Genomic DNA, 24,638 nt, shown 5'->3' on the forward strand with positions numbered 1-24,638 from the left:
TCACCGCTGCCGGTGCGTTCGAGTTCAGGGTCTCGACCAGGACATCGGTGGACTGCTTCACCGTGTTCGTCACCGCGACCTTGACCTCCGACGGCGCAGCCGCCTTGTCCACGCTGGCCAGGACGTCCGTGGACTGCTTCACAATGTTCGCGAGCGTGGCACGCTCCGCCACCGGTGTTTTCGGGTCCTCGACCACCTTCAGCGTCTCGTTGAGATTGCTTGCTGTGTCCTTCACCTCTTGCGGGGCGTCCTGCTTCTCCGCCAGTCCCGCAACGTCCTCCTTCAGCTCAGGCGTCAGCTTCTGCAGCTGCTCCTTCTGCTCTGCCGGCGGAGGCGGCGGGGGCTGCTCGTTCTGGGGCGGCGGGGGCGGCGGAGGCTCCTCCTGCTCAGGCGGCGGCGGAGGCGGCGGGGGCTCCTCCTCCTCAGGCGGCGGGGGAGGCGGAGGAGTTGGTTGGGCGGGTACTGCGGTCGTCGCTGCAGCTACTGCCGGGGTGGTCGCTGCCGCAGCAGTGGACACGCCTGTCGACAGCGCGAGCGCCGCAGCCAAGCAGGAGGAACCGACGAAACGGAAGACTTTTCTCTGGGCGGTTCTGGACATGGTTGTTCCAAAGGTGTTGTCCGCGTACTTGTTGTGGCCCTGCGGTACTCAGCCCTGAAGGCGGCGGCCCGTGGTCACGGAGATCCACAGCTCAACGATGCACAGGCGCTACAGAACCCACTGTTCCCCCACTCGGCGCATCCCGCAACGCGGGAGCCGCAGGTTCCCAGCTGCCACCACCCCTACCACCTGCGGCTTTCGGCCAATCCGGCGCACGCGCCCCGCCACCGCGACGGCCCGTGGCCGGCCTCCGGCCGCCGACGGCGGTTACGGTACGGGGGTACTGCGGTACAGGTACCGCGGTCCCGGGCCTCCTTGGCGGCTCCGCACCGACGGACGTCCAGCGGCTTCCCCCAAGAAGTGGAGCACGTGGGCCGACAGCCCCGCACGCATGCCCTGCGGGCCCGAGCAACGCCGTCACTCAGCAGATGCGTTGTCACCCCCTACCGCGCGTCATACGGCCGACCGTCCGTCACACCGCCAGGGTGTCCCGTACGAGACGGAATGCGGCGGCCGGGTCCGTGGCACGTGTGACCGTTCGCCCCACAACGACATGTGAGGCGCCGGCGGTCAGGGCGGCACGCGGTGTGCCGGGGCGGGCATGCTCGGACGGGGAGTCACCGGGCAGTGTGACTCCAGGGGTGACGATCAGGGCATCGGCACCCAGCGCGTCGCGCAAGGCCGCTACGTCCTGAGGCGAGGCGATCACACCATGGCAACCGGCCTTGTCGGCAAGGCGTGCCAGCCGGAGCACCTGCTGCTCGGCGGAGTCGCTGATGCCGATGTCGGCGAGATCGTCATCGGTCATGCTGGTGACCACGGTCAGGGCGAGGATCCGCAGGTCGGGGAAGTCGCGGGCCGCGTCGACGGCGGCAGACATGATGCCCCGGCCGCCCATGCCGTGCACGGTGACCATGGATACGCCTCGTGCCCCCGCGGCGCGCACTGCGCCGGCGACCGAGTTCGGGATCTCGAAGAGCTTGAGGTCGAGGAATACCTCCTTGCCCCGTGCAACAAGGGACGTGACGACGTCGGGGCCGACCGCTGTGAGGAGTTCCAGGCCGACCTTGTAGAAACGGCACTCGTCGCCCAGCCGATCGACGGTGTCGTCGAAGGCCGTGCGGCTGTCGCAATCAAGGGCGACGATGATCCGGCTGTCCTGATCCATGACGCCATTGTGTCGCCACCACATACCGGTGACTGTCGTGTCCCGTCTCCGCGAAACGCGTCACGGAGGCCGAGAGCAGAGAAGCCTCATGCACGGCGTGGGGCGAGTGCAGCCGAGAGGACGAGGAGCTGACGCCTCAGCAAGCCGGCTTTCCGTCATGTTCCATGAGGGGCGTCGATGCCTCACTCCTGACGGCAGGTTGCTCCGAGGAACCCGCTGCGCCGACGCCTCGCCCCTCGGGGCGGGTCGCCCGTACCGACCGCCAGCTCAACAGCTGTGACGCATGGTGCCAGGTTCGACGTCCGGGCCGAGCAACCCGCAGGGTCGTCCTGCTGCACCCCGGAGTACGACGGACCGGGCGACGTGCATGACCCACCGGAACGGCCCTCTGCCTCGACAAGCCACCGAGTCACTGCTGTGGGAACCGTTGCCCGCGGAGCAGAATGGGGCCTGGGGAGCGCCCGGGCAACGTGGCCGGTTGACGCTGCCGCGTTTGCCCGCGAGCTGCCCGACCTGCTCCGGTGTTGTACATCCACCGCTCCCTGAGGAGGAACAATGAGGAAGTCCAGGACCGCTGCAGTGCTCGTACTGACGGCCTCGACGCTGGTGGGTGCGGTCGGAACCGCCCAGGCCCGGGAGAGCGCGCAGGCCGGCCCCGCGGCGTCCTGCTCGACCGCCTGGGGCAGCGGTACCAAGACGGGCGGTACCGAGCAGGCCAAGCCCCTGAAGGCCATCACCACCGGTCAGCACAAGTGCTTCGATCGCATGGTGCTCAACACCGGCGGTGTGACGGGCGGGCTCGGCTACCACGTCGGCTATGTCGACGCCTTCCACCAGGATGGCTCCGGTACGCCGATCGCCGTCAAGGGCGGCGCCATACTGCAGGTCTTCGTCTCCTCGCCCAGCTACGACCCGGCCACGTCCAGGCCCACCTATGACGGCAAGGCCGGCAAGCCGCTGCCCGGCGTGAACATCACCGGATACAAGACGTTCAAGGACGCCCGCTTCGGAGCGAGTTTCGAGGGACAGACGCAGATCGGTCTGGGGGTCCGGGCCCGGCTGCCGTTCCGTGTGACGCAGTCCGGCGACAAGCTGATCATCGACGTCGCGCACAAGTGGTGACGGTGGCCCCCGAGCGGTCCAGCAGTCCCGCGGAGGGAAGGCCGGCGGTCGATCCCTCGCGCGCCGTCGAGCCTCCGGCGTAGCCCGCCGATCAGTCCGACCGACCTGCCCCGTACGCCCGTACGCCCGTACGCCCGTACGCCCGTACACCTTTCCCGTCCTTCCGCCGTACGGCGGAAGGCGAGGATCAGGGGGTGAACACCTGGTCGAGCCGGTCGATGGCCCCGTCCTCGCCCAGGCTGTACCGGAAGACCAGCCCGGAGTTCGGGTGGGCGTCCAGCCAGTCCAGAAACTCCTGCACGCCGATGGGCTGGTTCTCCGTGGAGTGGACGATCGGGTCGGTCACGGTGATGGACGCCGCCTGGTTCAGCGGTATGAAGGTTTCGACGCCGACCGTCTCGAACGGCGCGCCGTCGGTGTCCGGGGCACCGCAACCCCAGTTGCCGTGCTTCACGATCAGGCTGAGGAAGCCGCCCTCGGGGGTGTAGCGCTGCACCACGATCTCATCGGGTGAGATCGGCATCTTGTGGTCGCAGCCCGGCGTCGCACTCGGCTTGGGGACGCGCTTCGCGGCGCCCGGCTCCGCGGAAGCGGCGGCGGAGGTGCTCGCTTTCGGCGTGGCGGCTGCCGTCGCGGTGGGCTTCGACGCGGCGTCTCCACCTGCCGGAGCCGCGGGTGCGGAAGGCGCACCGGCAGGAGTGGCGGAGGCGCTCGTTCCGCCGGACGGGCCGGCTGCCGCCCCACCGCCGGACGCCCCGCCCGTGTCGTCGCCCCCGCCGCACGCGCTCAGTACCAGTGCCCCGCACAGCACGGCCGCCGCTGCGAACCCGGCTCTCCGGCCTCTCCTGCCAACGCTTCGCTCCATGTCCTGCTCTCCCACCCCTGCACGTCCGATGCAACTCGCGAAACGTAGCGTGGCCGAAAATCGATGGATAGGACCCGGTCATCCTTCGTCACGCAGCCGGGATCAGGCTGTTGCCGAACCCGAACCCGAACCCGAACCCGAACCCGAACCCGAACCCGAACCCGGACGCGGACGGCGGACGGGCGCCCCGGCGAACGCGTCGCCGGACCTCCTGCCGAGTTCAGGCGGTACCCTCCACCGCGCCGGACCCGCGGATCGGAGGACCGGAAAGCGGATCGAGCTCCGCCGGCACCGCGGCCAGGAGTTCCTTACCGAGCAGGCACCAGTAGGGCTCCTTGCGGATGTTCGAAGCTGAGTCCTGGGGGCCGGGCAGCGCGGTTGCGGCTTCTTCGGGCTTCCGGTGATCAGTGCGGGGGATTTCTGTCGACGCCGCTGAGGACCGTCGTCACGACCTTGCGGACGGCACCGACCTCAGGCGGTGCTCCTTGGCGGTCGGCGAACAGCATGTGCACCGCTCCGATCAGGGTGGGGGCGAGTGTGTCGACGTCGGCGTCCGCGGCGATCCGGCCGAGTTCACGCTCGGCGCGGAGGTAGGAAGCGATCACGGCCGCGGCATCCGTGAGGATGGGGACGCCGGTGGGCCTTGCCCGGCGCAGGCGGGCGCGCAAGGTGTCCCGCGAGGTCACGAGGCTGACGATCGCCACCGCGACCGGTCCGAACGAATCCATCAGTGCCCGGGTGAGGTTGTCGACGATGCTGCCGGCTCCGGCGGTCTTGTGCAGGACGGCAGTCCGCTCGTCGATCCGGGCGACGCGGTCGAGCACGAGCTCGGCGAGGAAGGCGTCGAAGTCGGTGAAGTGCCGGTGCAGGACACCTTTGGCGCAACGCGCCTCCGTGGTGACCGCCCGGCTCGTGAGCGCGCTCGGCCCGTCCTGGAGCAGAACGCGCTCGGCGGCGTCGAACAGCTGGTCGCGCGCGTCGCGAAGGGCGACCCCTGTGGGCATCGTGCACCTCCTTGTCCGGCGGACGAGCCGTACCGGTTGACGAGTGGGCATGTGCCCATTCAGAGTGGGCGCATGCCCACTTTACCGCCGGAGCGAGCTCCTCACTCCGTACAGAAGCCCCATGAACACCGAAGGGCAGCGGAGGCATTCGGCTCGGACCCCGAACGCTACGACCGCGCCCGGCCGCGCTACCCACAAGCCCTGGTGGAGCGGATCGTTGCCGCCTGCCCGGGCCCCGAGGTCCTCGACGTCGGCTGCGGCACCGGCATCGTGGCCCGGCAGTTCGCTGCGGCAGGCTCCCGGGTGCTGGGCGTCGACGCCGACGCACGGATGGCCGCCCTGGCACGACAGCACGGCATCGACGTCGAGGTGGCGTCGTTCGAGGCCTGGGACCCGGCCGGCCGGATGTTCGACGCGGTCGTCTCCGGACAGGCCTGGCACTGGGTGGACCCCGTCGCGGGAGCCGCCAAGGCGGCACGGGTACTGCGCCCCCGCGGTCCGCTGGCCCTCTTCTGGAACGCCGGTCAGCCTTCGCCCGAAGTGGCGGGAGCCTTCGGCGCGGTGTACCGCCGGCTGATGCCCGACTCGCTCGCCGCTCGACACGGGGCGGCGCCCGCCGTGGACGGGTACGCGGCGCTGTGCGCCCAGGCGGCCGACGGGATACGGAAGGTGGACGCGTTCGCCGACCCGGAGCAATGGCGGCACGACTGGGAGCGGACCTTCACACGGGAGGAGTGGCTCGACCAGTTGCCCACCCAGGGGGCCTTCACGGGCCTTCCGCAGGACGAACTGGAGGAGGTGCTGACGGGCGTCGGCGCCGCCATCGACGCGGTGGGAGGCAGCTTCACGATGCGCTACACCACCATGGCGGTCATCGCGACGCGAACCGGTACCAGCTGACCCGCCGCTCCGAGGACTTGCCGTCGGGGCGGCCCGTCCCCGCGCACGTCGCCCTGCTCTTCATGGGCATCGCGGGCGGACTGTGCGCCCATACGTTCAACATCAAGGTGGCCCCCCGCCGTTCCGCCGAGAGGCTGTCGGAAGCCGGCCTGCGGTACGGGCTGACCCAGCTGGACGCCCTGCACCATTCCCGGTTCGAGGACGCGGTGCGGGACCTGATGCGCCGCGACGGCGGCCAGGACGCGGCCCGTGTCGGGGGCGGCGGCGACCTGGGCGCCGACGTGAAGGCCACCGACCCCTACGGACGGCGCTGGGTGATCCAGTGCAAACACCGCCGCAACGGCCTCGCCGGCTCCGCGGTCGGTACCCCTGACCTCCAGGTCCTCAACGGCACCGCCCGCCAAGTCCACGGCGCCGATGTCGCGGTCATCGTGACGAACGGCCGGGTCACCAAGCCCGCCGTGGCCTTCGCCAAGCAGCAGCACCTCCACGTGGTCGACCGCCACACCCTTGCAATCTGGGCATCCGGCTCACGCCCTCTGTGGGAGCTGCTCCGCGCCGTTCCGCCACCTCGCCGACCGACCGCCCTGTCCTGAACAGCAGCCTCACACCAGGCGTGCGGCCAGGCGTCATCGTCGACTACGACTCCACGCTGTGGCGCAAGGCCCTCCACAAGGCGTTCCCGAACAGCGGCGGCAGGCGGACCACCGTGTTCAGCACTGCCAGCGATGTCCGCTCCCTGCGCAACCGCGCCGCCCACCACGAGTCATAGGTTGGCGCTGGTGGTGTGCGGCCTGCGGCTGCTGCGCGTGGCGGAGACGGTGGCGATGGTCCAGGCCGTCGCCCATACGGCGCCGACGAGCAATGCCGCGAGCGCGGTGACCATATGGGGAGGGGTGGCACCCAGGCTCGGTGCCAGGCCCGCCGCGCGGGCGCTGAAGCCGAGGACGCCCGCTCCCACCATTGCGATGCCCGCCCAGGAGACGATGAGCACCGGCCATCGGACGAGCGGGGTCCGCGGCAAGCGCATGAGGAGCAGCGCAACGACGGCCATCAGCAGGCCGAGGGCCGCGTTCGCCAGTTGGGCGGCCTCGACGTTGGCGACGGCAGCGTAGGCGTCAGCCGGTGCGGGAAAGCCCGGCATGCCCAGCTCGCCCTCACTCGCCAGGTGCACCTTGCTGACGGTGTAGGCGAGGGCGCCGAGGCAGGCGGTGAAGGCGGCGGCCAGGTGCTTCTTATGCGATCGGGGCATGGGTTCATCCTCCAGTGAGCAGCGGCCGGGCCACCTCCTCCGCCAGTACCGACCCCCCTCCCCCGTGCGGGTGATGCGGCTCTCGAATTCTCCCCAGGGCGGCTCTTCGTTCCCCCAGTCGGTTGCTGTCGGCAACTGGAGTCAGGCCGCCCGCCCACGGATTGTGCGGGCCGCGCCGAGCGGTCAAGGCAGCCCCCTCACGGGCGAGGGGGCCTGGCTGTCACCGTGCGTCGGACAGGAGCCCGTGAGCCGGCTCGGCAGCTCCTGATGCCTTCGGTGTTGTGCCAGCCGAGGCAAGTTGATCGGGAAGGTGGCCGACAGCCGCCGCGCCCCTGGCTCGAGTGGACCGAGGCCCGCGCGTGGCCCCGGCTGCACGAGGTCCTCCTCGCCAAGCTCCGGAGCGCGAACACCCTGGACTTCTCCCAGGCGGCCGTCGACGGCTCCCACATCCGCGCGGTGAAGGGGGCTCCAAGACCGGACGAAGCCCTGTCGACCGGGGCAGGACCGGCAGCAAGCACCACCTGCTCACCGACGCCACCGGCATCCCGCTCGTCGCCATCCTGTCCGGCGGCAACCGCAACGACGTCACCCGGCTGATCCCGCTGCTTCAGGCAGTGCCACCAGTGCGGGGCAAGCGCGGCCGGCCCCGGCGCCGCCCCGACGTGGTCCTCGCGGACCGCGGCTACGACCACGACAAGTACCGCCGCCTGGTCCGGGACCTTGGCGTGAAGCCACTGATCGCCCGCCGCGGCACCGGGCACGGCTCCGGTCCGGGCACCCAACGCTGGGTCGTGGAACGCGCCTTTGCCCACCTGCACTGGTTCCGCCGCCTGCGGATCCGCTGGGAGATACGAGACGACGTCCGCGAAGCCTTGCTCGCCCTGGGCCTGCGTACTCATCTCCTGGCGACGACTGAACTCACTGCCAGTAGTCCCTTGATCGAGGCGCCGTCACCACCTCGTTCGGCCATGTCTGCCTGACCCGTCCGAGCTGTTCACGCAGCTCGTCCACCCAGCCGTCCCCCGGATCCAGGACGACGCGGACCGAAACCCCGGACTCGCCACCGTCCACCGTGACGATGGGACGGGGCACCGAGAATCGCCTGTCGATCTCAATGCGGATCTCGGTGTCACCCATAACCGTCCAGCGGATGCCCTGCCTGTCGGAGAGCTCGTTCAGGGTCGTTGCCCAGTCGTCCATGACTTCCGGTGACAAGCACAACCCAAGGCGCCCGCTGACGAAGGTGCTCGTGATGACGAGCTCGGCATCAAGATAGTCGTTGTACGGCGTGTCCCCATGCCTGTTCCGCCCCAGAATGCGTACCCGGACGCTGCTGTCCGGGTCGATCAGGCAGATCAGGTCCACGCCCTCGCCTTTATCCACGCGCCCTCCCGAACCCCAATGTTCCCGATCATCATGCACGAGTCGCGAACTGGCCCCGGTCGGCATTTCGTCAGGAGTTCTCAAGTCAGTGGACAGCTGAGCGGAAGGATGCGTTCGGTCAGCCGCCCGGTGAGGTGGGTGTCGGTGACGGTGGCTTCGGTGAGCCAGTCCGCTGCGGTCAGCTGGTCGACCAAGTGCTGCAGTTCGCCAGCATGCACGGGGACCGAGGCGGTGAGGGTGTCCAGGCCGAGGCCCTGGCCGCCGGGGCCCAGCAGTCCTGTGGCGCTGGTCCGGGTGGCCAGCGTCAGGGCGAGCAGCCGGGTGCCGGCGGTGGCCTTGGCTTTGCGGAGCTTCTTGTCCGAGATGACCTTCTGGGCCCAGCCGGAGAGCTTGGGCCGCATCTTCTTGCCGAATGTGAACGGGCCCGTCCCGTCGTCGCCGGGTGCCAGGGAGGGGACGGTGATCCGGGTGGGGTTCTCCGGCCGGGAGGCGAACAGGTCCCCGGCGGTGCCAGGAAGTGTCAGCCAGCCGCAGCCGGTCAGCTTCTCCACCAGATCCTCCGGATCGGTCAGGCCCAGCGCGGTGACGTCCTGCCCCACGAGGTTGCCGGTGCCGGTGTGCGCGGTGCGCAGGGTCAGCATCAGCACCAGCAGCCGCGGCTCCGGTCCGGGCAGCGGGGTGTGGTCGGCCACGTACGCCAGGACAGAGCGCGCGTGCTCCCACTGCGCCGGCACGGTCAGTAGCCGGGCCACGGCCGGCCCGTCTCCGCTGGTGACGTCTCCGGTGCGCTGCTGGTGCTGGAGACGGGCGGCGGCTGCGGCCTGCTCGGCGCGCCGGGCCTCCCACCGCAGAGCGCCGTCGCAGGCGACATCTGCCCAGGTGGTGAACGCGCGCGCCTTGCGTTCGTGAAGGTCGGCGAGCAGCGCCAGGTCGGGCTCGTCGCGCTGCTGGTAGGCGCGGAAGAGGTCACCGAGTTCGACGAGTTCGTCCCGCAAGGCGACGGGCCGTAGGTCGTGCGGAATGATTCGCTGCGCGATCTTCTTCTGGGGGCGGCGCCGCGCTGATGCGGAACGGGGCGCCGGCACTTCCCGTGGATCGGCCGCGGGCGCGGGACGGTCGGAGAACTGGGGCACGTTCGCAGGAGCGGCCGATGGTTGGTCGGCAGCCGCCGCGGCGTCGGCCGCCGGGCTGGACTGCGGCAGGGTGGTGGAGACGACCTTCGCGCCGGGCGTGGCGGCCGCGCAGCGCGAGCAGCACTCCATGGCCCGCCACCAGCGGCCTTCCCGGTCGGTGACCACGGCCAGGACGACCGCCCCGCCGCACCGCCAGGGCTCGGAACGGGTCTGCCGGTCAGCGGGACGGATGTGTGTGCTGCAGCTGTCGGCCCGGCACGCACAGTACGTCTCGGGCCGAGGCCCGCAGACCGCCCTCAGGTGGGCCTTGAGGTGGGCGACCGCAGCCGCACGGCCTGCGGCTGCGGATGGCAGACGCTGCTCGGCGCACGAGGGCCGGCTGCACGAGACGCGTACGGCTGTCGTGCCACGGCCGGCGGCGTCCAGACGGACCGTCCACCTGCGTCCCAGGATCCGCTCGTCCAGCTCGCTCGCCGTGGCCTCCGTCATCCTGCACTTCCTCCTGTGACGTTTCCCCTCTGCCCGTATCCGCCCCGTTCGACGGTGGTGCGGCAGCGGGCCCACCGTACGCGGCAGGCGACCCGACGACCGGGGAACGCGCCCGGTTCACCGGAACCAGCACTGTCTTGAGGGCGCTCACCGGCTGGATGCGGCCCCGTGGCTCCGCCGCCGCGACCATCGTTCGTCAACTCAGGTGATGCGGCGCCGCCCCTTTCGGCGATGCCTGACTCGTCCAAGGGGCCATCGGGTGGCAGATTCGGAAGCCCGTACGGTCACCGCCCCGCCGTCGCGTTCACTCCCGCCGTCGCGTGATCACGGGAGTGACGCATGACCGCCCGGCCGTCGTGTCACCGCCCGGCCGTCGTGTCACCGCGCCGGTCGGCGCGGTCAGCCGACGGGCGCGCCGAACCAGGTGGGCATCGAGCTGAGCAGCGCCTCCTGATGGTCGCCCACCCACGCCACGTGGCCGTCCGGCCGCAGCAGCACAGCGGGCACCCCCAGCTCGTCACCGGCGTCGACGACGCGGTCCACCCGGTCCGCCCAGCCCTCCACCGACAGCCGGCCGGTCCCGTCGACCAGCAGTCCGCGCCCGCCGTGCATCAGCTCGTAGAGGCGAAGACCCCGCCCCAGCTTCACGTCCCGCAACCGCCGGCCGAGCAGTTCATGGCCCTCGCCGAAGTCGTACCGCACATCGACAGCGGTGATCATCCCGGTCACGTACCGGTTCACCTCCTCGAAGTCCATCAGCTTGGCGAACAGCTCCCGCAGCGCGGTCGTACCCGGATCCGTCCCGAGCAGCGCCATCTGTGCGCGGGTGTTGTCCAGCACGTCGGCGCCCACCGGGTGCCGTTCGGTGTGGTAGCTGTCCAGCAGCCCCTCCGTGCCCAGCCGTGGACCGCGGCGGCGAGCTTCCAGCTCTGCGGCACGACCGGGGTCTTGCCGCAAGGCCCCCGGTACGTTGAGTGTGGCAAGGAGTCGACGTGCTCCTTGCCATTGTTGTTGCCCCTTGTCGTCCGTATGCGGACGACCGCGCCCCGGATCGATTCCCTCGGGCCCGCCGGGCGGGCACCCGACGCCGGGCTCTTGATTGATACGGTGCCTGCGTGGGTCGTCGTCGTCATCGCCGCTTGATCGTCGGCTCCGAGAGGTACCGCTGGTCTGTCAGCCATCAGCACGTGCCGGACGCCGACTCCGGGAATCCATCCGGACGTTCGTGCCGAGAGATCCTCGCCGTCGTGCGCGAGGGCGCGCCGGGTGTGGTGCGCGTCGTCTTCCCCTCCGGCCCGGGGCGCGTGGTGGGCGGTGGTGGCTGGGGTGCTCACGCGGGCGGGGTCAGCCAGGACCGGGGATACCTGAACCTGCACCGACCGGCCACGGTGCGCGCGTTGATCGACGAGCTCGCGGCGCAGGGACGGCCGTTCGGGCCGCACGCCGTCGACGTCGACGGGTGGCGGCTCTTCGACGCCGTGCTCGGTCGTCTGGAGCCGGAGCGCGAGGGACAGGCACGCAGAAAGCGGCCGCGTCCGTGAAGGAGGCGGCCGCTCGGTGCCGGGCAGGCGCCTCAGCGGTGAGGGGCATCGGTCATGGTGTGGATGAGGTGGTCGACGGCGTCGGGGAGGTGGCGTCGCTGACGGAACGCGGCTCTCTGCCGGTCGGCGCCGTTTCCGTGAGCCCGCAGACGCGCCCGCACGGCATGGAGGAGCGCGAGGTCCCCGGCGTCGAGAGCGCTGTGCACGGTCTTCCAGAGGCGGTCGATGAACACGCCGACCGGTTCGAGCCGGCCGGTCCGCAGGTCGATGGCGTCACCGGCCAGACCGTCGCGGGCGGCACGCCAGCAGCCGGCCCGCAGCATCTCGGGGCCCGGACAGGGAGCGGGTTCGGAGCGGCCGATGGCTGAAAGAGCGGCGGCCGCCAGGCCCTTGACGGTGCCCGCGAGAAGTACGGTGTCCTCGGCCGTCGGCAGGGCATCGGCGACCCGGACCTCGAGCGTGGGCACGTGATGAGAGGGCCGCATGTCCCAGTAGAGGCCACCGCGGTCGATGATGGTCCGCGAGGCGATGAGGCTGTCGACCAGGTCCTGGAAGTGGGCCCGCGAGGTGAAGTACGGGGGTGGGCCCGCCACCGGCCACCGCCCCCACGTCATGGTCCGCCAACTGGCGTAGCCGGTGTCCTGGGCGTTCCAGTAGGGGGAGTTGGCGGCCAGGGCGATGAGCGCCGGAAGCCAGGGGCGCAGGTGATTGCTGAGCCGCAGCGCGGTGGTCATGTCGGGAACGCCCACGTGGACGTGACAGGCGCAGGCGCTCTGTTCGTGGTCCAGGGCGCCGAACGTGGCGATGCTCTGCGCGTAGCGGTGGCCGGGTGTGAAAGGGGGCGGGGTGTGCTGGCCCAGCAGGGGGGTGCCGCTCGAGATGACGCGAAGGCCCAGGCGGGCGGCGGCGTTCGAGACGGCGGCGCGCGTGGCGCGCAGTTGGTCGCCCAGGTCGGCCAGGCTGGTGTGGGGGTCGGTGCGCACCTCGACCTGATACCGCGTGAGCTCGGTGGTGACGCGGTCGCCGAGCTCCACGGCCGCGTGCGCCACGACCTTCTCGGCCTCCGGGCTCACCTGCCGGGAGACCGGATCCACCAGGAGGTATTCCTCTTCCACGCCCACGGTCACCGGTACGAACCCGTCCGGCGCCCTCACCGGTCTCCCATCGGCCTGTGTCCACCCTTCGCTCTGCGTGTGACCGTCCTGTCACTCAGCGTCCACTGCTGACGTGCTGCCGTCAACCAGGCGGGGGTGCACCGGCCGGACCGGAGCGCCCACCGGGACGCGATGGCCGGGTACCGACGGAACGTCAGGGCCATCCGGTGCTTCGCGTCCTCCTCCGCGTGACGGAGCTGCTCCTGGAGGTGATCGGCGAGCTGGGCGCCCATGTCCGTCCACCCCCGCTCCAGGACACACGACGCACACGGTGGCGCGGACAGAGGCCGACGCGGGCACGCCCGCTGCACGGCTCTGCCACCACCACCTGGTGCAGGTGCCATGCCTGCCGGACGTTCGCCCAGGTGGAAGTAGGTGGCCGGGGAAGAAATCGCTTCGAGTGTCCGCAGTGACGGCTGTTAAGGTCGTCAAGATCCGGAAGTGCATGGGGGATCGGCCGGGGGGCCGGAAGCTGCACACATCGCACGTCGGCTCGCGCACCGCGCGGGCCGTTGTCCCGTCATGCCGTGACCACCGGACAAGGAGAGATTCTTCGTGCGCAGGAGCAGGATCCTCAGTGCCGCACTGGTATCGACACTGACGCTGGGCGTCGCCGGTGCCGGTGTGTCCGCCGCCCTGGTGCTGGCGACACCGGCCGGCGCCGCCACGGCGCGGGACTGGACCATGCCGACGCCGCTCACCGAGGCGGGCGGCCGCAACTCCGCCCAGGACGTCCGGATCACCTCCGACGGCACCGCCGTCGCGGTGTGGGTCAGGGACACCGGCCAGGACAGCCAGGAGGTCTGGGCCGCCACCCGCCCGGCCAAGGCCACCACGTGGCGCGCGCCCGTCCGTGTCGCCGTGACGAAGGGGCAGGTGCACGCCACCGAACTGACGACCGGTCCGGACGGCTCGGCGACGGTCGCCTGGCATCACTACGGCGACTCCGGTTACACGTACAGCTCGTCCACCCTGCTCGCCGGGGCGACAGCATGGTCTCCCGCGGCGCGGGTCTCCACCGTGTCGCATCCGGCGTGGATGGCCCTGGCGAGCGGCCCCGACGGCCGGCTCGTCGCGGTGTGGACCAGCTTCGGCGCCCCCGCCGACGGCGACGGGGCTCGCGGGCTGTACGTCTCCGAGCGCAGTGCGCCCGGCGGCGCCTGGTCACCGCCGGCCAAGCTCACGGACATCCTCGCCCACACGCCGGCCGCGACGGTCGGGCCGGACGGCACCGTCACCGTCGCCTGGCACGACAACTCCGGTGACGGCACCACCCTGCGGGTCACCTCGCGGGCCCCGGGCGCGACCGAGTGGCCCGCCCCCCGGAGCGTCGAGGGCAGTTCCTCGTCCCTCGGCAGTGACATCGTCCTCCAGTCGTCCGCATCCGGGGCCACGCTGCTCAGCTGGTCCGAAGCGGGTGACATGCACCGTTTCGCCTACCGGTCCACCCCGGACGCGCCCTGGGGAGCAGCCGAGTCGGCCCCCTGGGACGGCCGCCCGTACGAGTCCGGGACGCCGCAGCTCGGCCCGCAGGGCGAGGTGACGGCAGTGTGGGAGGAGTACTCGGCGCTGCGCACGGCGACGCGTTCGGCGACCGGTGCCTGGTCGGCGGTCCACACGCTGGACGACGGGGGAGCGGGCAAGGTGTGGTCCCCGAGCGTGGGCCCCGACGGCACGGTCACCGCCGTGTGGACGGCGTCCGACGGGGACGTGACGTCGGCCACGCGCACCGGCGGTGCCTGGGCACGACCGGTGATCGTGGGCCGCGTCGACCGGTACGACGGCGAGGGCGTGGTCGCGACCGGTGCCGGCGGCCAGGTCGTCGTCGTGTGGAACCGTACGACCGGGACTACGGACAAGGACGAGCCGCTCCAGCAGGTGTGGGCCACGGTGGCGACACCGGGCGCCTCCGTGCCGTCGGCCCCCGCCGAGCGCCGTGACCACGTCGGCAACGACGGGCGGCCCGACCTCTACGCCCAGACCGCCGCGGGTGCCCTCGTCATCTACCAGGGCACCGCCCGCGGCACCGTCTCCACGCAGGCCGACGGCGGCACGTGGCCCGCCGGCTCCACCGTGATCCCCTTCGGCGACCTGGACGGCGACGGCAGCAACGACACCCTCGTGCACACCGCGCGCGGTGAACTCCACCACTACAGCCCGCCGCGTGGCCGGGCCGTCACACCCGACGTGCCCCACACTCCCATCGGCACCGGGTGGTACGGGCTGGACGCCTTCACCTACTCCGGCGACTTCACCGCCGACGGCATCCCCGACCTGGTCGCCCGCCGGACCGAAACCGGCGAGCTGCTCCTCCACGCCGGCACCGAGAACGGCACGTTCGCAGAGGGCACCCGTATCGGCAGCGGCTGGAAGGGGCTCACGATCGTCGGCGCCGGCGACCTCAACAACGACAAGAAGGCCGACCTCCTCGGCCGTACCGCCACGGGCGACCTCTACCGGTACAACGGGACCGGGGCCGGCACCATCGGCGCCGGCACCAGGATCGGCTCCGGCTGGGGCGGCATGACCGACTTCGTCGGCATCGGCGACCTCACCGGGGACGGCAACGACGACATCCTCGGGCGCCACACCAATGGCGATCTCTACCGGTACAACGGGTCCGGGGCCGGCACCATCGGCGCCGGCACCAAGATCGGCTCCGGCTGGAAGTCGTTCGCCGCGGTCCGTTAGGCACTGTCCGGCGGATCATGCCGTGGATGGGGCTGCTGAGGCTCAACCGACCTCACTAGAATCGCGGTGTGTTCGAATACCACGGCTGGATCACCGTCAGGGAGACCGCAGTTGATGACGACGATGACGTCCGACTGCGGCAGGTTGTGGATGAGCTTCGGCTTCGCATCGCCCAGATGGCCAGTCCCTACCTCCTTGATCTCAGGTGGATGAACGGCGAGCCGTTCATCCACCTGGGAGGCCATCCCAATCACCGCTCGTCGCTTGATGTCGTCGGTCTGTTCGAGCATGTTGCGAAGGTTGCTCCCGGCTCCTACGGCCTTCTGCACATTCGCGATGACGAGGACCCAGCCCATGAGAACGAGGTACGTGTACTGAGACTCGCCCGGGGATCGGTCACCGAGCACACGGAGACGCTGCTGTCCCCGTGCGTCCCGGCGCTCGAAGACCCCTTCACTGATCAGATCCCGTCTGGCGGATCACGGCCGGAGCCATAGGCGGATCGCCGCGACCGTGACGGTGTCGTGAAAGACGAAGGCCCTCGTGTCGTAGCGGGTTGCGATCGCCCGGGAGTTCTTGAGCCGGTTGATCGTTCGCTCGACTTCGTTGCGGCGTGAGCTGTGTGCCTTGTCGCCACCGAGGTGGTCTGGCCGGGTGCGTGGCCGTCCGCCCTGTGGGCGGGGAACGCGCACGCGTTCGAGGACCTCGATCATCTGCGGTGCGTCGCCCCACTGGCCCGGCGTGACCAGGAACGCCGGCGGACGGCATCCGCCTTGACCGGCGAGATGGAGTTTGCAGGTCAGACCGCCCCGTGACCGTCCGAGCCCTTCGTCAGGGCGGTGGTGCCGGGGCGTCGATCTTCTTCGGGTCGCGTGGCTTCTTCTTGCGGGCCCCGGCCGCGTGCTGATGGACACGGCAGGAGGTCGAGTCGACGCTCACCATGCTCCATTCGACACGGCCCGCGAGGTCGGCGTCAGCCTGGACGGCACGCAGCATCCGGTCCCACGTGCCGTCCGCCGACCAGCGCCGATGCCATTCATAGACGGTCTTCCAGCTGCCGAAACGCTCGGGAAGGTCCCGCCACGGTATGCCCGTCCGAACCCCGGAAACAGGATCCCGTTGATCACCTTCCCTGATCGTTCCACCGGCCGCCACGTCGTCCCGACGCAGGCAGGTGTGGCTCCAGCCGGACCCACTCGGCATTCGTCAACTGCCCCGTCCTGCGATAGGCCGGGGTGAATCGGAAGTAGGCGGGAAGTGCTCAGGAGCGGAACCACAGCCGGATCGCGGTGACGGTCACCGTGCCGTGGAAGACGTAAGCCCGTTTGTCGAAATCACTACAAGGCAGCCCCGAAAAAAGGTCATCACTTACAACTCCTGACAATGGCTCGGGAGAGGCCGCACCCACCTACAAAGATGGATTCGGTTTCCACCTGCTGCTGTGCTTCCTGGCCAACACCGGCGAGGCACTCCCAGCTGACGGTATCGAGCGCAACAGGTGTGGTGCCATCGCCGAATCGGGCAATGACACCACCTGCGAGGTCGGCTCTGTGCCGTGTGGTGTCGGCTGCGTGGCCTACGTTGCGAGCTTGTGTTGACTACTGAGGTGTGACCACGGGCGTCAGTGCGAAGGCCAGCCAGGCGAGGGTGCATAGTCCGGCCGACAGCAGCAGGGACCATCCGGTGTCGGCGGTCGCGGCGGCGCCCATGAGGGCGACCCCGAAGGTGGCGCCGATCTGCCGGACGGCGTTGAGCAGGCCGCCGACCGAGCCGGCCGTGCCGTGCGGGGCGGCCCCGATCACGGCTGCGACGAGGGCCGGCAGGACGAAGGAGATCCCGAAGCCGGTGAGCAGCATGCCCGCCGCGAGCCAGGCGTAGGCGCCTTCGGTGAAGACCGTGCAGGCCAGGACCGTGCCTCCGGCGGCCAGAAGCGCCAGGCCGGCAAGGATCGGGCGCCGCGGGCCGGTGCGGGCCACGATCCTGCCGGTCAGCGGCGGGTTTGCGGCGAAGGGGACGGTCAGCGGCAAGAACGCCAGCCCCGTCTCCAGGGCACTCAGGTGCCGCTCGCGCTGCAGCAGCAGGGGCAGCACGAACAGGGCACCGGACAGGGCGAAGTTGGCGACCGCGCCCGCTAGCAGCCCGGCCCGCACCGGTGCCGACCGCAGCAGCGTCCGGTTCACCACCGGGGCTTGGCTGCGCCGTTCGAGCACGGCGAACACCACCACCGCGATGCCGAGCCCGCCCGCCGACCACGCGGTGTGGACCCACGCGCCAGCGCCGGCGGCGATCAGGACGTCCGTGAGCAGCGCCAGCACCGCCACAGCTACTGCTTGGGCCGGCCAGTCGACGCGGTTGGCGCCGCGCGGACAGTGCACCCCCTTTCCCCAAGTCATCATCAGTACGAGCAGCCCGAGGGGCACGTTGACCAGGAACACGGCCCGCCATCCGGCCGCCTCCACCAGGGCGCCGCCAGCGATCGGGCCAGCGGCGACGGCCGCCCCGCTGACCGCGGCCCACACCGAGATCGCGCGGGCCCGAGCCGCGGGCTCCGGGTAGAGACGGGCGATCAGTGCCATCGAGGCCGGGACGCAAGCCGCCGCGGCAGCCCCAGACACCGCTCGCAGGATCAGCAGCGCACCCAGGGTCGGGGCCAAGGAACTGAGCAAGGACGCGAGTGCGAACACGGCCGTGCCGGCCCGGAAGACCAGCTCGGCGCCGAACCGGTCGGCTGCCGCCCCCGCCGACAACAGCAGAGCCGCGAACACCACGGTGTAGCCGGTGGTGGCCCACTGCAGGCCGGCCATCGATGTATGCAGCGACGCGGCCAAGTCGGGTTCGGCGACGGACAGCACGGTGGTGTCGAGCAGCACCATGAAATAGCCCAGCGACACACCCGTCAGCGCGCCCGCGCGCCTCGCCCGGGACAGTGCGGGAACGGCGGACGCGACAGGGTTCACAACAGCCATGGAAGAGAAAGCCTCCGGTAAGCAGCCAGATCAATCACGCCACCCACCATCGGCCCGACCAGGCTGGACGCTCCACCGAGGCAGCCGCACGCTCCGTTCGGAAATTCCGAACGCTCTCACGGTGTTGGGCGCATACGTGGAACTACGCCAACTCGCCACCTTCGAGGCTGTGATCCGGCACCGGACCGTCACGGGTGCCGCCGTCGCGCTCGGGCTCGCTCCCTCCTCCGTCTCTCAGCAGATCCGCACTCTCGAAGCCGCTCTCGCCGTCACCCTGTTCACCCGCGGCCCCAAGGGCATGGAACTGACCCCCGCCGGAGAACGTCTGCGCGGGTGGACGCGTACGCTGCTCGACACCGCCGAGCAAGCCGTCCACGACGTCCGCGGCGAGCGCCGACGGCTACGGCTCGGCGCCCTGGAGACCCTAGCTGGATCCCACGTCCCCCTCGTCCTCGCCCGGCTGGCCGAACACCGCCCCGACATCACGGTCGACGTCCACTCCGACCGAACCCGCCAAGGGCTTTTCACCGATGTCGTCGAAGGACGCCTCGACGCGGCCCTTCTCCTGGACGCCGGGGAAGACCTCGGCGGGCTCGGCTTCCCCGCCCCGGCCGAACCCCTCGCTTTTCTGGACCTCGACCCCGTCCCCCTGGCCCTGGTCGCCGCCCCGACCCATGCCCTCGCTGCCCGTCCCGCACTGACCCCCACTGACCTCGACCACGAACGACTCCTGGTCAACGCCCCGGAGTGCTCCTTCTGGCTGGCCGGACGACGCCTCCTCGGCACCGGCCCCGAACGGGTCCGAGCCGGCGGAGTTCCCGTGATGCGCGCCTGGGCCGAACACGGCCTCGGTATCACCCTGCTGCCCCGCTTCGCCGTCACCGACAGTCTGCGCGCCGGCACCCTCGTCCAGCTCGACCTTCCCGTGCCTGACCTCAGCCTGCGCCTCGTCTGGCGCAAAGACCGCGAAACCCTCCCAGAATTGCGCGACGTCCTTTACGCCGCCGCCAGCCCCTGAACAGCGGAAACGGGGAGAGAGCAGTTACGAGCACATCAGGAGAGACCCGACGGGTGGGCGGCACCGCCCTCCCGCGAACTCCGCGAGCCGTCAAAGGGAGATGAAGGGCGAATGCTCGGCCACAGAGGCCGCCGCAGCCACAAACGCAGACGCGGTAGCACTCGACGACGAGGGAACACAGAGCCGAGGGACCCCCAGAAGACGGTGCTGCCGGTGATGACGGCCAGCCCGTCACAGCCGCCCTGCCGCGGCCACCCGGTGACGTCGTCCCATCGTGGCCCCGGCGAGTACACCGGCCTGCCGAGCATCTCGTACCTCTGCACGGCGCGCACGATCCCCTCGGCGACCAGCCGTCCCACCACCCGCGCCCCGAGCGCCTCGGCCTTGTCGGGGGTCGCGTCGATGTCGGCGATGGCCTGGAAGTAGCCACCATCGGGCGTCCACCGTGATTGCGACAGCCGCGTCCGCGTCCGCTGGATGTTCGTTCATGGGCAGAACCTTGCCGGACGGGACCGACAACACCCCCCGCGAGGTTCCGGGCCTCAGCTGTGCGCGCAGCCTTCACACCCCGGCACACTGATCAACATGACGGCCCTGCACACCAATCCACTCTTCTCCCGCCTCGAAAATGCCGAGCGCGTACTCGTCGCCGGTGCCGGAGGCGGCTTCGACATCTACTCCGGCCTGCCGATCGCCCTCGACCTGATGCACCAGGGCAAGGAGGTGCACCTGGCCAACCTCACCTTCAGCGCGGTCGAAGGGCTGCCGACGGACGACTGGCTCGCGCCGGACGTGGTGGCGGTGACCCCGCGATCGGCACCGCACCAGGCGTACTTCCCCGAGCGGACGCTGGCCCAGTGGCTGGCCCTCCACCGGTACCCCAGTACCGTCCACGCCTTCCCGAGGACGGGGGTCCAGCCGTTGCGTGCGGCCTACCGGGCGCTGATCGACCACTTCCGGATCGACGCGGTCGTCCTGGTCGACGGCGGTACGGACATTCTGATGCGTGGTGACGAGGCGGGCCTCGGCACGCCGGAGGAGGACCTGACCAGCGTGGCGGCGCTTGCGGCGCTGGACGACGTACCCGAACGCCTCGTGGTGTCCGTGGGTTTCGGCGTCGACGCGTACCACGGGGTCAGCCATGGCCTCGTGTTGGAGAACATCGCGGCGCTCGAGCGCGACGGCGCCTACCTCGGCGCCTTCTCGATATCCCGTACGACCCGGGAGGGGGCCCTGTACCTGGACGCTGTCGCCCACGCGCAGGATCACACCCCCGATCACCCGAGCATCGTCAACGGTTCCGTCGCCGCCGCGGTCCGCGGCTCCTTCGGCGACGTCCGGTTCACCACGCGGACCCGGGGCAGCGAGCTGTTCATCAACCCCTTGATGTCACTGTGCTTCGTCTTCGAGCTGCAGGGCCTGGCTGCCCGCTGCCTCTACCTCGACCGGATCGAGAACACCCACCTGATGCGGCAGGTCAGCAGCGCGATCGCGCAGTTCCGGGACGAAACCATCACCCGGCCGCCCCGCCGGATCCCGCACTGACGTCCGTACGTCCCGTCCTTGCCGCGCCGCCGCAGAAGCACGCGCCTCCCCGGGGCCGGCGCACGGTCGCCGTGGTCCGCCCGCACAGTGCCGTGACGGCAGGTCATGGGATTGTCGCCGGAACGGCGTTGTCAGTGGTGGTCGATAACGTCGTGGTGTTGGAAAGGCCGTTTCGCCGACAGGAGTGGACGATGATCGAGAACCGTATGAAGACCTCGCTCAGGGTGGTGCTGACCGACGTCAACGAGCGCGTGGTGGAAGCGTGGCGGGCGGCGTTCGCCGACACCCCCGGGATCGAGATCCGCCGGGGCTCGATCCTCGATGAGAATGTCGACGCCTGGGTCACCCCGACCAACTCCCGCGGGCGGATGGACGGTGGGGCGGATGCCGTCATCAAGCGGCACCTCGGAGCGGGCATCCAGCTGCGGGTGCAGCGGGCCATCCGCGACCGGTTCGGCGGAATCCTGCCGGTGGGCAGTGCGGTGTGCGTCCCGTCGGGGGCGGACATCCCGCGGTACCTCATATCGACGCCGACCATGGTGCAGTCCTCGCAGAACGTGAGTGACACACTGAACGTGGCCATGGCGTGCGCCGCCGCATTCCAGGCCGTCCACCGGCAGAACCGGCAGGTGCCGGGGAGCATCCGGTCGGTGGCGCTGGTCGGGATGGGCGCGCAGACCGGCCGGGTGCCGGCCCGGGTCTGCGCCAACCTGATGTGGACCGGCTACACCCTTTTCCACGACCACTGGTTCGAGGACGACGACGAGCTGCGCGCCACCATCACCTCGCAGCTCGACGGCATCGAGAACACGCCGGTCACGCAGCGGGTGCGCATCATGCCGCCGAAAGGGCATTCCTTTCGTCCCTGATCCCGTTCCCCCGACCGGCCAGCCGGCCGGTGAGCCCGCAGGCCACTCCGCCGGTCAGACCGCCGGCCACCTCCATCCCCCAGGTACGACGACCGGGAGCCCTTCGCCCATGAGCGACTCTTCCACCACCGCCACCCCGGCCCAGCCGGACGCGAACGACCCGCTGGGTCTCACCGAACTCTTCAAGGGCGGCGGTGAAACCTGGCTTCCGCTCCTGCGGCCCGTCATCGAGGCGCAGCCGGACGCCGCCGAGTTCATCGGCCAGGGCCGCAGCCCGGAGGTCGTCCCCGTCCGGGAACTGACCTTCCAGGCGCTCAAGCCCAACCCGCCCCACAAGTGGAAGGTCGTCGTCTTCGGCCAGAACCCGTACCCGCGCCCGGAGAGCGCCACGGGCATAGCCATGTTCGACAACACCTTCAACGACTGGAAGGACAGCCAGTTCGGCAGGGTCGTCAGTATCCGCTGCATCATCAAGGCGGCGGCGATGTGGAAGTACGGCATCGCCAAGAAGACACCCATCGCCGACGTCCGAGCCCTGCTGAAGGAGCGGGAGACGGTCCAGCCGCCGGAGTGGTTCCAGGCGATGCTCACGCAGGGCGTGCTGCTGCTGAACGCCTCGCTCACCGCCAGCAGCGACGGCGCGATGGGGGCGGACCGGCACACCGCGTTCTGGCGGCCCGTCGCCGAGCGGATCGTCGAGGAGATCCTCAAGGCCAAGCAGGACGCCGACGAGGAGGACCGGGGCGTCGTCTTCGCGTGGTGGGGGGCCCACGCCCGCAACCTGAAGAAGGTCGTGCTCCGGCTCCAGGAGAAGTACCCGGACGTGGAGGTCCGGCACATCGATCACGCCAACCCGGCGGCCCAGGGCGACATCTTCTGCCAGGGAGACCACTTCGCGACGGTGAACGCGGCCCTCGCCTCGCTGGGCGCCGACGAGATCGACTGGCTGCCGAGCAAGGGGTGGAACGAGAAGGCGGCCGGCACCAGTGGTGCGGACGGGGACGTCGCGGCACGGATGGGCGCCTTCATCGCGTCGACCATGGAACTGCACCAGCTGTATCTGGAGCGGCTCACCAGCGTCAAGGACGAAGGGCTCGTCCTCCCGGCGATCACCGGAGTCTTCGATACCCCGCTGATGGACTTCCCGGACGCCTTGGCCCCGGTCACCAAGGTGCTGTCCGGACTCAGCCGGTACATCGAGCGGTCCCGCGAGTTCGGCAAGCGGCGAGCGGACGAGACGGCCGACGGCCTGTCCGCGGACGCGATCGCGGCGCTCTACCTCTACACCTGCGAGTCCACCTTCTACCGCGAGATCAACGCCGTTCTCCGCTCCCCGCAGCGGGCCAAGGTCGTGCCCTACCTTCCGTACCTGCGGCTGCTGTTCTCGGCGGTCTCGGGGCTGCCGGCCCACACCCGGCCGCTGTGGCGCGGTGTGTCGCTGGACCTGCGGGCGCAGTACCCGGTCGGGCGGACGGTGACGTGGTGGGGTGTGTCCTCGTGCACGTCCGAGCTGAGCGTGGCCCGCTCCTTCCTGGGCAGCCGGGGCAAGCGGACGCTCTTCGAGGTGACCCCGGCGCGGGCGGTGGGCATCCGGAGCTTCTCCGCCTTCACCGGCGAGGAGGAGTACATCCTCGCGCCGGGCACCCAACTGGAGGTGACGGACGTGAAGGCCGAGCGCGGTGGGCTGTGCACGGTCAAGCTGACCGAGGTGGACGCCGCCCCCCTCGTCTCCTGACCATCCGCCCTCCGGCACCCCGGCTTCCGGCCCGCACATGGGGCCCGGGAGCCGGGGCACCGCCTTCGGCACGGGGCCCGGCTCCGGCCCGGCCCTGATTGCTTCCGGGCTGATCGCGTCAGGAGGTGGAGGCGGCTTCGAGGAGGGTTTCTGCGGCGGCGGTACGGGCGTAGAGGACGGAGCGGCCGGCTCGGTGGGCGCTGACCAGGCCCGCGCCACGCAGCGCGGTCAGACTCTGCGACACCCCGGCTGGGGACAGTCCGGTGCGATGTGCCAGTTGGGTGGTGGAGGCCGGGGTGTCCAGTTCGGCCAGCAGGCGGGTTCGTGAGCGGCCGAGCACCGAGGCGAGGGCATCGGTGCCGGTGGTGGGCGCGGTGATCCACAGTGAGCCGGTACCACGTGCCGGATAGGTGAGTTGTGGTGGTTCCGGCGGTGCGACTCGGGTGGGCAGACGTGGTCCGGTGAAGACCGAGGGGACGAGCAGCAGTCCCGGACCCGCCGTGGTGCGGGACAGCGGCCTGCCTCGCCGGGTCAGGTGCAGCGTGCTGCCGTCCCATCTCACCGCGCTGTGCAGGTCGTTGAGTACCTGGCCCGCGCCGTGCTCGGCGATCCGGCGTGCCCGGTGGAAGACGTCGGTGTCCAGGACAGCGCGGATGCGTGCCCAGTAGGGAGCGATGGCCAGTTCCCAGTAGGTGTGGATCTCCCGGGTGAGGCGGGTCAGGCCGGCGCGCGGGTCATGGTGCAGTGACCGCAGCCGGGGACTGAGCCGTCCTTGGTGGTACTCCAGGTGATCGAGGTCGTGGCGGACCCGGTCGACGGGGGCGTCCTGGATGGCGGCCAGCTCCGTGGCGAGCGCCGGGGCCGGCCCGGCGGGGGCCGGATTGAGGAAGTACGGAAAGAATCCCGTGGGCGGGATCAGCTCCGCAAGCCAGCCCCTGTCCAGCCCGGCGGCCGCCACCCGCGGCTGGACCTGCTGGATCCAGGGACGGTGAACAGGGGATGCGGAGGCAGGGTGGGACAGCAGCCGAAAGCTGGTCACCACCTGCCACATCGGCGAGACGGTGAACCGCACCTGCGCCAGATCGTTCGCCGAGAACGTCAGCTCCGCCAGGACGACCACCCCCGAGGATTCACACCTGACTGAATCAATGGCGTCCAGCCTATCCAGCGGAGATCCTTCCCGGCATGACTTCGCAGATGACCTC

General features: G+C 70.5%; 21 protein-coding genes and 4 pseudogenes. 12 read left to right on the plus strand and 13 right to left on the minus strand.

Translation table 11 applies throughout. The annotated features are described in order from the left end of the window. Together IH00_RS43220 and pyrF are read right to left on the minus strand one after the other, a co-directional pair. Nucleotides 1-598, minus strand: a pseudogene (locus IH00_RS43220) (hypothetical protein); the annotation flags it as partial. A 472-nt stretch (nucleotides 599-1,070) separates the two neighbouring features. Next, a complete protein-coding gene (pyrF, locus tag IH00_RS0102585; protein WP_031069056.1) occupies nucleotides 1,071-1,766 on the minus strand; it encodes an orotidine-5'-phosphate decarboxylase in 696 nt (231 codons plus the stop codon). Between the two features lie 555 nt (nucleotides 1,767-2,321). On the opposite strand from pyrF, the gene IH00_RS0102590 reads away from it, so the two are divergent. Beyond that, the gene (locus tag IH00_RS0102590) at nucleotides 2,322-2,888 is read left to right on the plus strand and encodes an AMIN-like domain-containing (lipo)protein (protein WP_031069057.1); all 567 of its coding nucleotides are present in this window, start codon (nucleotides 2,322-2,324) and stop codon (nucleotides 2,886-2,888) included. Between the two features lie 187 nt (nucleotides 2,889-3,075). Here the strand turns inward: IH00_RS0102590 and IH00_RS43750 are convergent, their stop codons facing one another. Continuing rightward, the gene (locus IH00_RS43750) at nucleotides 3,076-3,411 is read right to left on the minus strand and encodes a hypothetical protein (protein ID WP_234334737.1); all 336 of its coding nucleotides are present in this window, start codon (nucleotides 3,409-3,411) and stop codon (nucleotides 3,076-3,078) included. A gap of 746 nt (nucleotides 3,412-4,157) precedes the next feature. Beyond that, nucleotides 4,158-4,757, minus strand: a complete 600-nt coding sequence (locus IH00_RS0102600) for a TetR/AcrR family transcriptional regulator (protein WP_031069062.1) — start codon at nucleotides 4,755-4,757, stop codon at nucleotides 4,158-4,160. Nucleotides 4,758-4,829: 72 nt separating this feature from the next. Here IH00_RS0102600 and IH00_RS0102605 point away from each other — a divergent pair, with 72 nt between their 5' ends. Genes IH00_RS0102605 through IH00_RS42535 form a run of 3 tightly spaced genes read left to right on the plus strand, consistent with a single transcriptional unit; the run spans nucleotide 4,830 to nucleotide 6,429 of the window. After that, the gene (locus tag IH00_RS0102605) at nucleotides 4,830-5,657 is read left to right on the plus strand and encodes a class I SAM-dependent methyltransferase (RefSeq protein ID WP_031069064.1); all 828 of its coding nucleotides are present in this window, start codon (nucleotides 4,830-4,832) and stop codon (nucleotides 5,655-5,657) included. A 17-nt stretch (nucleotides 5,658-5,674) separates the two neighbouring features. Beyond that, entirely contained in the window at nucleotides 5,675-6,253 is a 579-nt protein-coding gene (locus IH00_RS36870) for a restriction endonuclease (RefSeq protein ID WP_234334738.1), read from the plus strand. A 20-nt stretch (nucleotides 6,254-6,273) separates the two neighbouring features. Further along, on the plus strand, nucleotides 6,274-6,429 hold the full coding sequence (locus IH00_RS42535) for a hypothetical protein (RefSeq protein ID WP_158827624.1): 156 nt from the start codon (nucleotides 6,274-6,276) through the stop codon (nucleotides 6,427-6,429). On the opposite strand, the gene IH00_RS0102620 is transcribed toward IH00_RS42535, so the two are convergent. Further along, nucleotides 6,424-6,909, minus strand: coding sequence for a hypothetical protein (locus IH00_RS0102620; protein WP_052411131.1), 486 nt, complete (start codon nucleotides 6,907-6,909; stop codon nucleotides 6,424-6,426). The two genes, IH00_RS42535 and IH00_RS0102620, sit on opposite strands and share 6 nt — an antisense overlap. Nucleotides 6,910-7,266: 357 nt before the next feature. On the opposite strand from IH00_RS0102620, the pseudogene IH00_RS39735 reads away from it, so the two are divergent. Beyond that, a pseudogene (locus tag IH00_RS39735) lies at nucleotides 7,267-7,848 on the plus strand (IS5 family transposase); the annotation flags it as partial. Here IH00_RS39735 and IH00_RS0102625 read toward each other — a convergent pair. The 3 genes and pseudogenes from IH00_RS0102625 to IH00_RS0102635 all read right to left on the minus strand — a co-directional run. Then, nucleotides 7,828-8,274, minus strand: coding sequence for a DUF5959 family protein (locus IH00_RS0102625; protein WP_158827626.1), 447 nt, complete (start codon nucleotides 8,272-8,274; stop codon nucleotides 7,828-7,830). The pseudogene IH00_RS39735 and the gene IH00_RS0102625 overlap by 21 nt on opposite strands. Nucleotides 8,275-8,372: 98 nt before the next feature. Then, nucleotides 8,373-9,914 (minus strand): hypothetical protein, encoded by a 1,542-nt coding sequence (locus tag IH00_RS0102630; protein ID WP_031069071.1) that lies wholly within the window; start codon nucleotides 9,912-9,914, stop codon nucleotides 8,373-8,375. 399 nt (nucleotides 9,915-10,313) lie between these two features. After that, nucleotides 10,314-10,840: pseudogene (locus tag IH00_RS0102635) on the minus strand (FAD-dependent monooxygenase); the annotation flags it as partial. 321 nt (nucleotides 10,841-11,161) lie between these two features. Here IH00_RS0102635 and IH00_RS0102645 point away from each other — a divergent pair. After that, nucleotides 11,162-11,455: a hypothetical protein gene (locus tag IH00_RS0102645; protein WP_199819680.1), complete on the plus strand. Its 294-nt coding sequence runs from the start codon at nucleotides 11,162-11,164 to the stop codon at nucleotides 11,453-11,455. A 32-nt stretch (nucleotides 11,456-11,487) separates the two neighbouring features. Here the strand turns inward: IH00_RS0102645 and IH00_RS0102650 are convergent, their stop codons facing one another. After that, nucleotides 11,488-12,570: a carboxylate-amine ligase gene (locus IH00_RS0102650; RefSeq protein WP_234334739.1), complete on the minus strand. Its 1,083-nt coding sequence runs from the start codon at nucleotides 12,568-12,570 to the stop codon at nucleotides 11,488-11,490. A gap of 35 nt (nucleotides 12,571-12,605) precedes the next feature. Then, nucleotides 12,606-12,953 carry a hypothetical protein gene (locus IH00_RS45370; RefSeq protein ID WP_420710849.1) on the minus strand — a complete coding sequence of 116 codons (348 nt, stop codon included), beginning with the start codon at nucleotides 12,951-12,953 and terminating at the stop codon, nucleotides 12,606-12,608. Nucleotides 12,954-13,164: 211 nt separating this feature from the next. Between IH00_RS45370 and IH00_RS38695 the strand changes: the two genes are divergently transcribed. Together IH00_RS38695 and IH00_RS0102665 are read left to right on the plus strand one after the other, a co-directional pair. Continuing rightward, nucleotides 13,165-15,300 carry an FG-GAP repeat domain-containing protein gene (locus IH00_RS38695; protein ID WP_031069085.1) on the plus strand — a complete coding sequence of 712 codons (2,136 nt, stop codon included), beginning with the start codon at nucleotides 13,165-13,167 and terminating at the stop codon, nucleotides 15,298-15,300. A 68-nt stretch (nucleotides 15,301-15,368) separates the two neighbouring features. Continuing rightward, a complete protein-coding gene (locus IH00_RS0102665) occupies nucleotides 15,369-15,797 on the plus strand; it encodes an Imm7 family immunity protein (protein ID WP_052411133.1) in 429 nt (142 codons plus the stop codon). Here the strand turns inward: IH00_RS0102665 and IH00_RS39740 are convergent. After that, a pseudogene (locus tag IH00_RS39740) lies at nucleotides 15,780-16,510 on the minus strand (IS5 family transposase). The gene IH00_RS0102665 and the pseudogene IH00_RS39740 overlap by 18 nt on opposite strands. Nucleotides 16,511-16,898: 388 nt before the next feature. Then, nucleotides 16,899-18,257: an MFS transporter gene (locus tag IH00_RS0102680; protein WP_234334740.1), complete on the minus strand. Its 1,359-nt coding sequence runs from the start codon at nucleotides 18,255-18,257 to the stop codon at nucleotides 16,899-16,901. Between the two features lie 130 nt (nucleotides 18,258-18,387). Here IH00_RS0102680 and IH00_RS0102685 point away from each other — a divergent pair, with 130 nt between their 5' ends. From IH00_RS0102685 to IH00_RS0102705, 4 genes are all read left to right on the plus strand, one after another. Then, entirely contained in the window at nucleotides 18,388-19,284 is an 897-nt protein-coding gene (locus tag IH00_RS0102685; protein WP_234334741.1) for a LysR family transcriptional regulator, read from the plus strand. 585 nt (nucleotides 19,285-19,869) lie between these two features. Further along, nucleotides 19,870-20,829, plus strand: a complete 960-nt coding sequence (locus tag IH00_RS0102695) for a DUF1152 domain-containing protein (RefSeq protein ID WP_031069094.1) — start codon at nucleotides 19,870-19,872, stop codon at nucleotides 20,827-20,829. Between the two features lie 92 nt (nucleotides 20,830-20,921). Then, nucleotides 20,922-21,698: a macro domain-containing protein gene (locus tag IH00_RS0102700; protein ID WP_234334742.1), complete on the plus strand. Its 777-nt coding sequence runs from the start codon at nucleotides 20,922-20,924 to the stop codon at nucleotides 21,696-21,698. A gap of 109 nt (nucleotides 21,699-21,807) precedes the next feature. Continuing rightward, nucleotides 21,808-23,433: an ADP-ribosyltransferase domain-containing protein gene (locus IH00_RS0102705; protein ID WP_031069099.1), complete on the plus strand. Its 1,626-nt coding sequence runs from the start codon at nucleotides 21,808-21,810 to the stop codon at nucleotides 23,431-23,433. Between the two features lie 118 nt (nucleotides 23,434-23,551). Here the strand turns inward: IH00_RS0102705 and IH00_RS0102710 are convergent, their stop codons facing one another. Next, nucleotides 23,552-24,553: an ArsR/SmtB family transcription factor gene (locus IH00_RS0102710; RefSeq protein WP_234334743.1), complete on the minus strand. Its 1,002-nt coding sequence runs from the start codon at nucleotides 24,551-24,553 to the stop codon at nucleotides 23,552-23,554. Nucleotides 24,554-24,638 lie beyond the last annotated feature (85 nt).

Origin of the sequence: Streptomyces sp. NRRL S-118, assembly GCF_000716335.1 — a bacterium.
In the GTDB taxonomy this organism is placed as follows: domain Bacteria; phylum Actinomycetota; class Actinomycetes; order Streptomycetales; family Streptomycetaceae; genus Streptomyces.

Excerpts from the sequence above, each read along its gene's own strand:
- IH00_RS0102630 (WP_031069071.1), bottom strand. The coding sequence starts at position 9,914 with ATGACGGAGGCCACGGCGAGCGAGCTGGACGAGCGGATCCTGGGACGC.
- IH00_RS0102600 (WP_031069062.1), bottom strand. The coding sequence starts at position 4,757 with ATGCCCACAGGGGTCGCCCTTCGCGACGCGCGCGACCAGCTGTTCGAC.
- IH00_RS0102705 (WP_031069099.1), top strand. The coding sequence starts at position 21,808 with ATGAGCGACTCTTCCACCACCGCCACCCCGGCCCAGCCGGACGCGAAC.
- IH00_RS0102605 (WP_031069064.1), top strand. The coding sequence starts at position 4,830 with ATGCCCACTTTACCGCCGGAGCGAGCTCCTCACTCCGTACAGAAGCCC.
- IH00_RS43750 (WP_234334737.1), bottom strand. The coding sequence starts at position 3,411 with ATGCCGATCTCACCCGATGAGATCGTGGTGCAGCGCTACACCCCCGAG.
- IH00_RS0102620 (WP_052411131.1), bottom strand. The coding sequence starts at position 6,909 with ATGCCCCGATCGCATAAGAAGCACCTGGCCGCCGCCTTCACCGCCTGC.
- pyrF (WP_031069056.1), bottom strand. The coding sequence starts at position 1,766 with ATGGATCAGGACAGCCGGATCATCGTCGCCCTTGATTGCGACAGCCGC.
- IH00_RS45370 (WP_420710849.1), bottom strand. The coding sequence starts at position 12,953 with ATGGCACCTGCACCAGGTGGTGGTGGCAGAGCCGTGCAGCGGGCGTGC.
- IH00_RS0102590 (WP_031069057.1), top strand. The coding sequence starts at position 2,322 with ATGAGGAAGTCCAGGACCGCTGCAGTGCTCGTACTGACGGCCTCGACG.
- IH00_RS0102695 (WP_031069094.1), top strand. The coding sequence starts at position 19,870 with ATGACGGCCCTGCACACCAATCCACTCTTCTCCCGCCTCGAAAATGCC.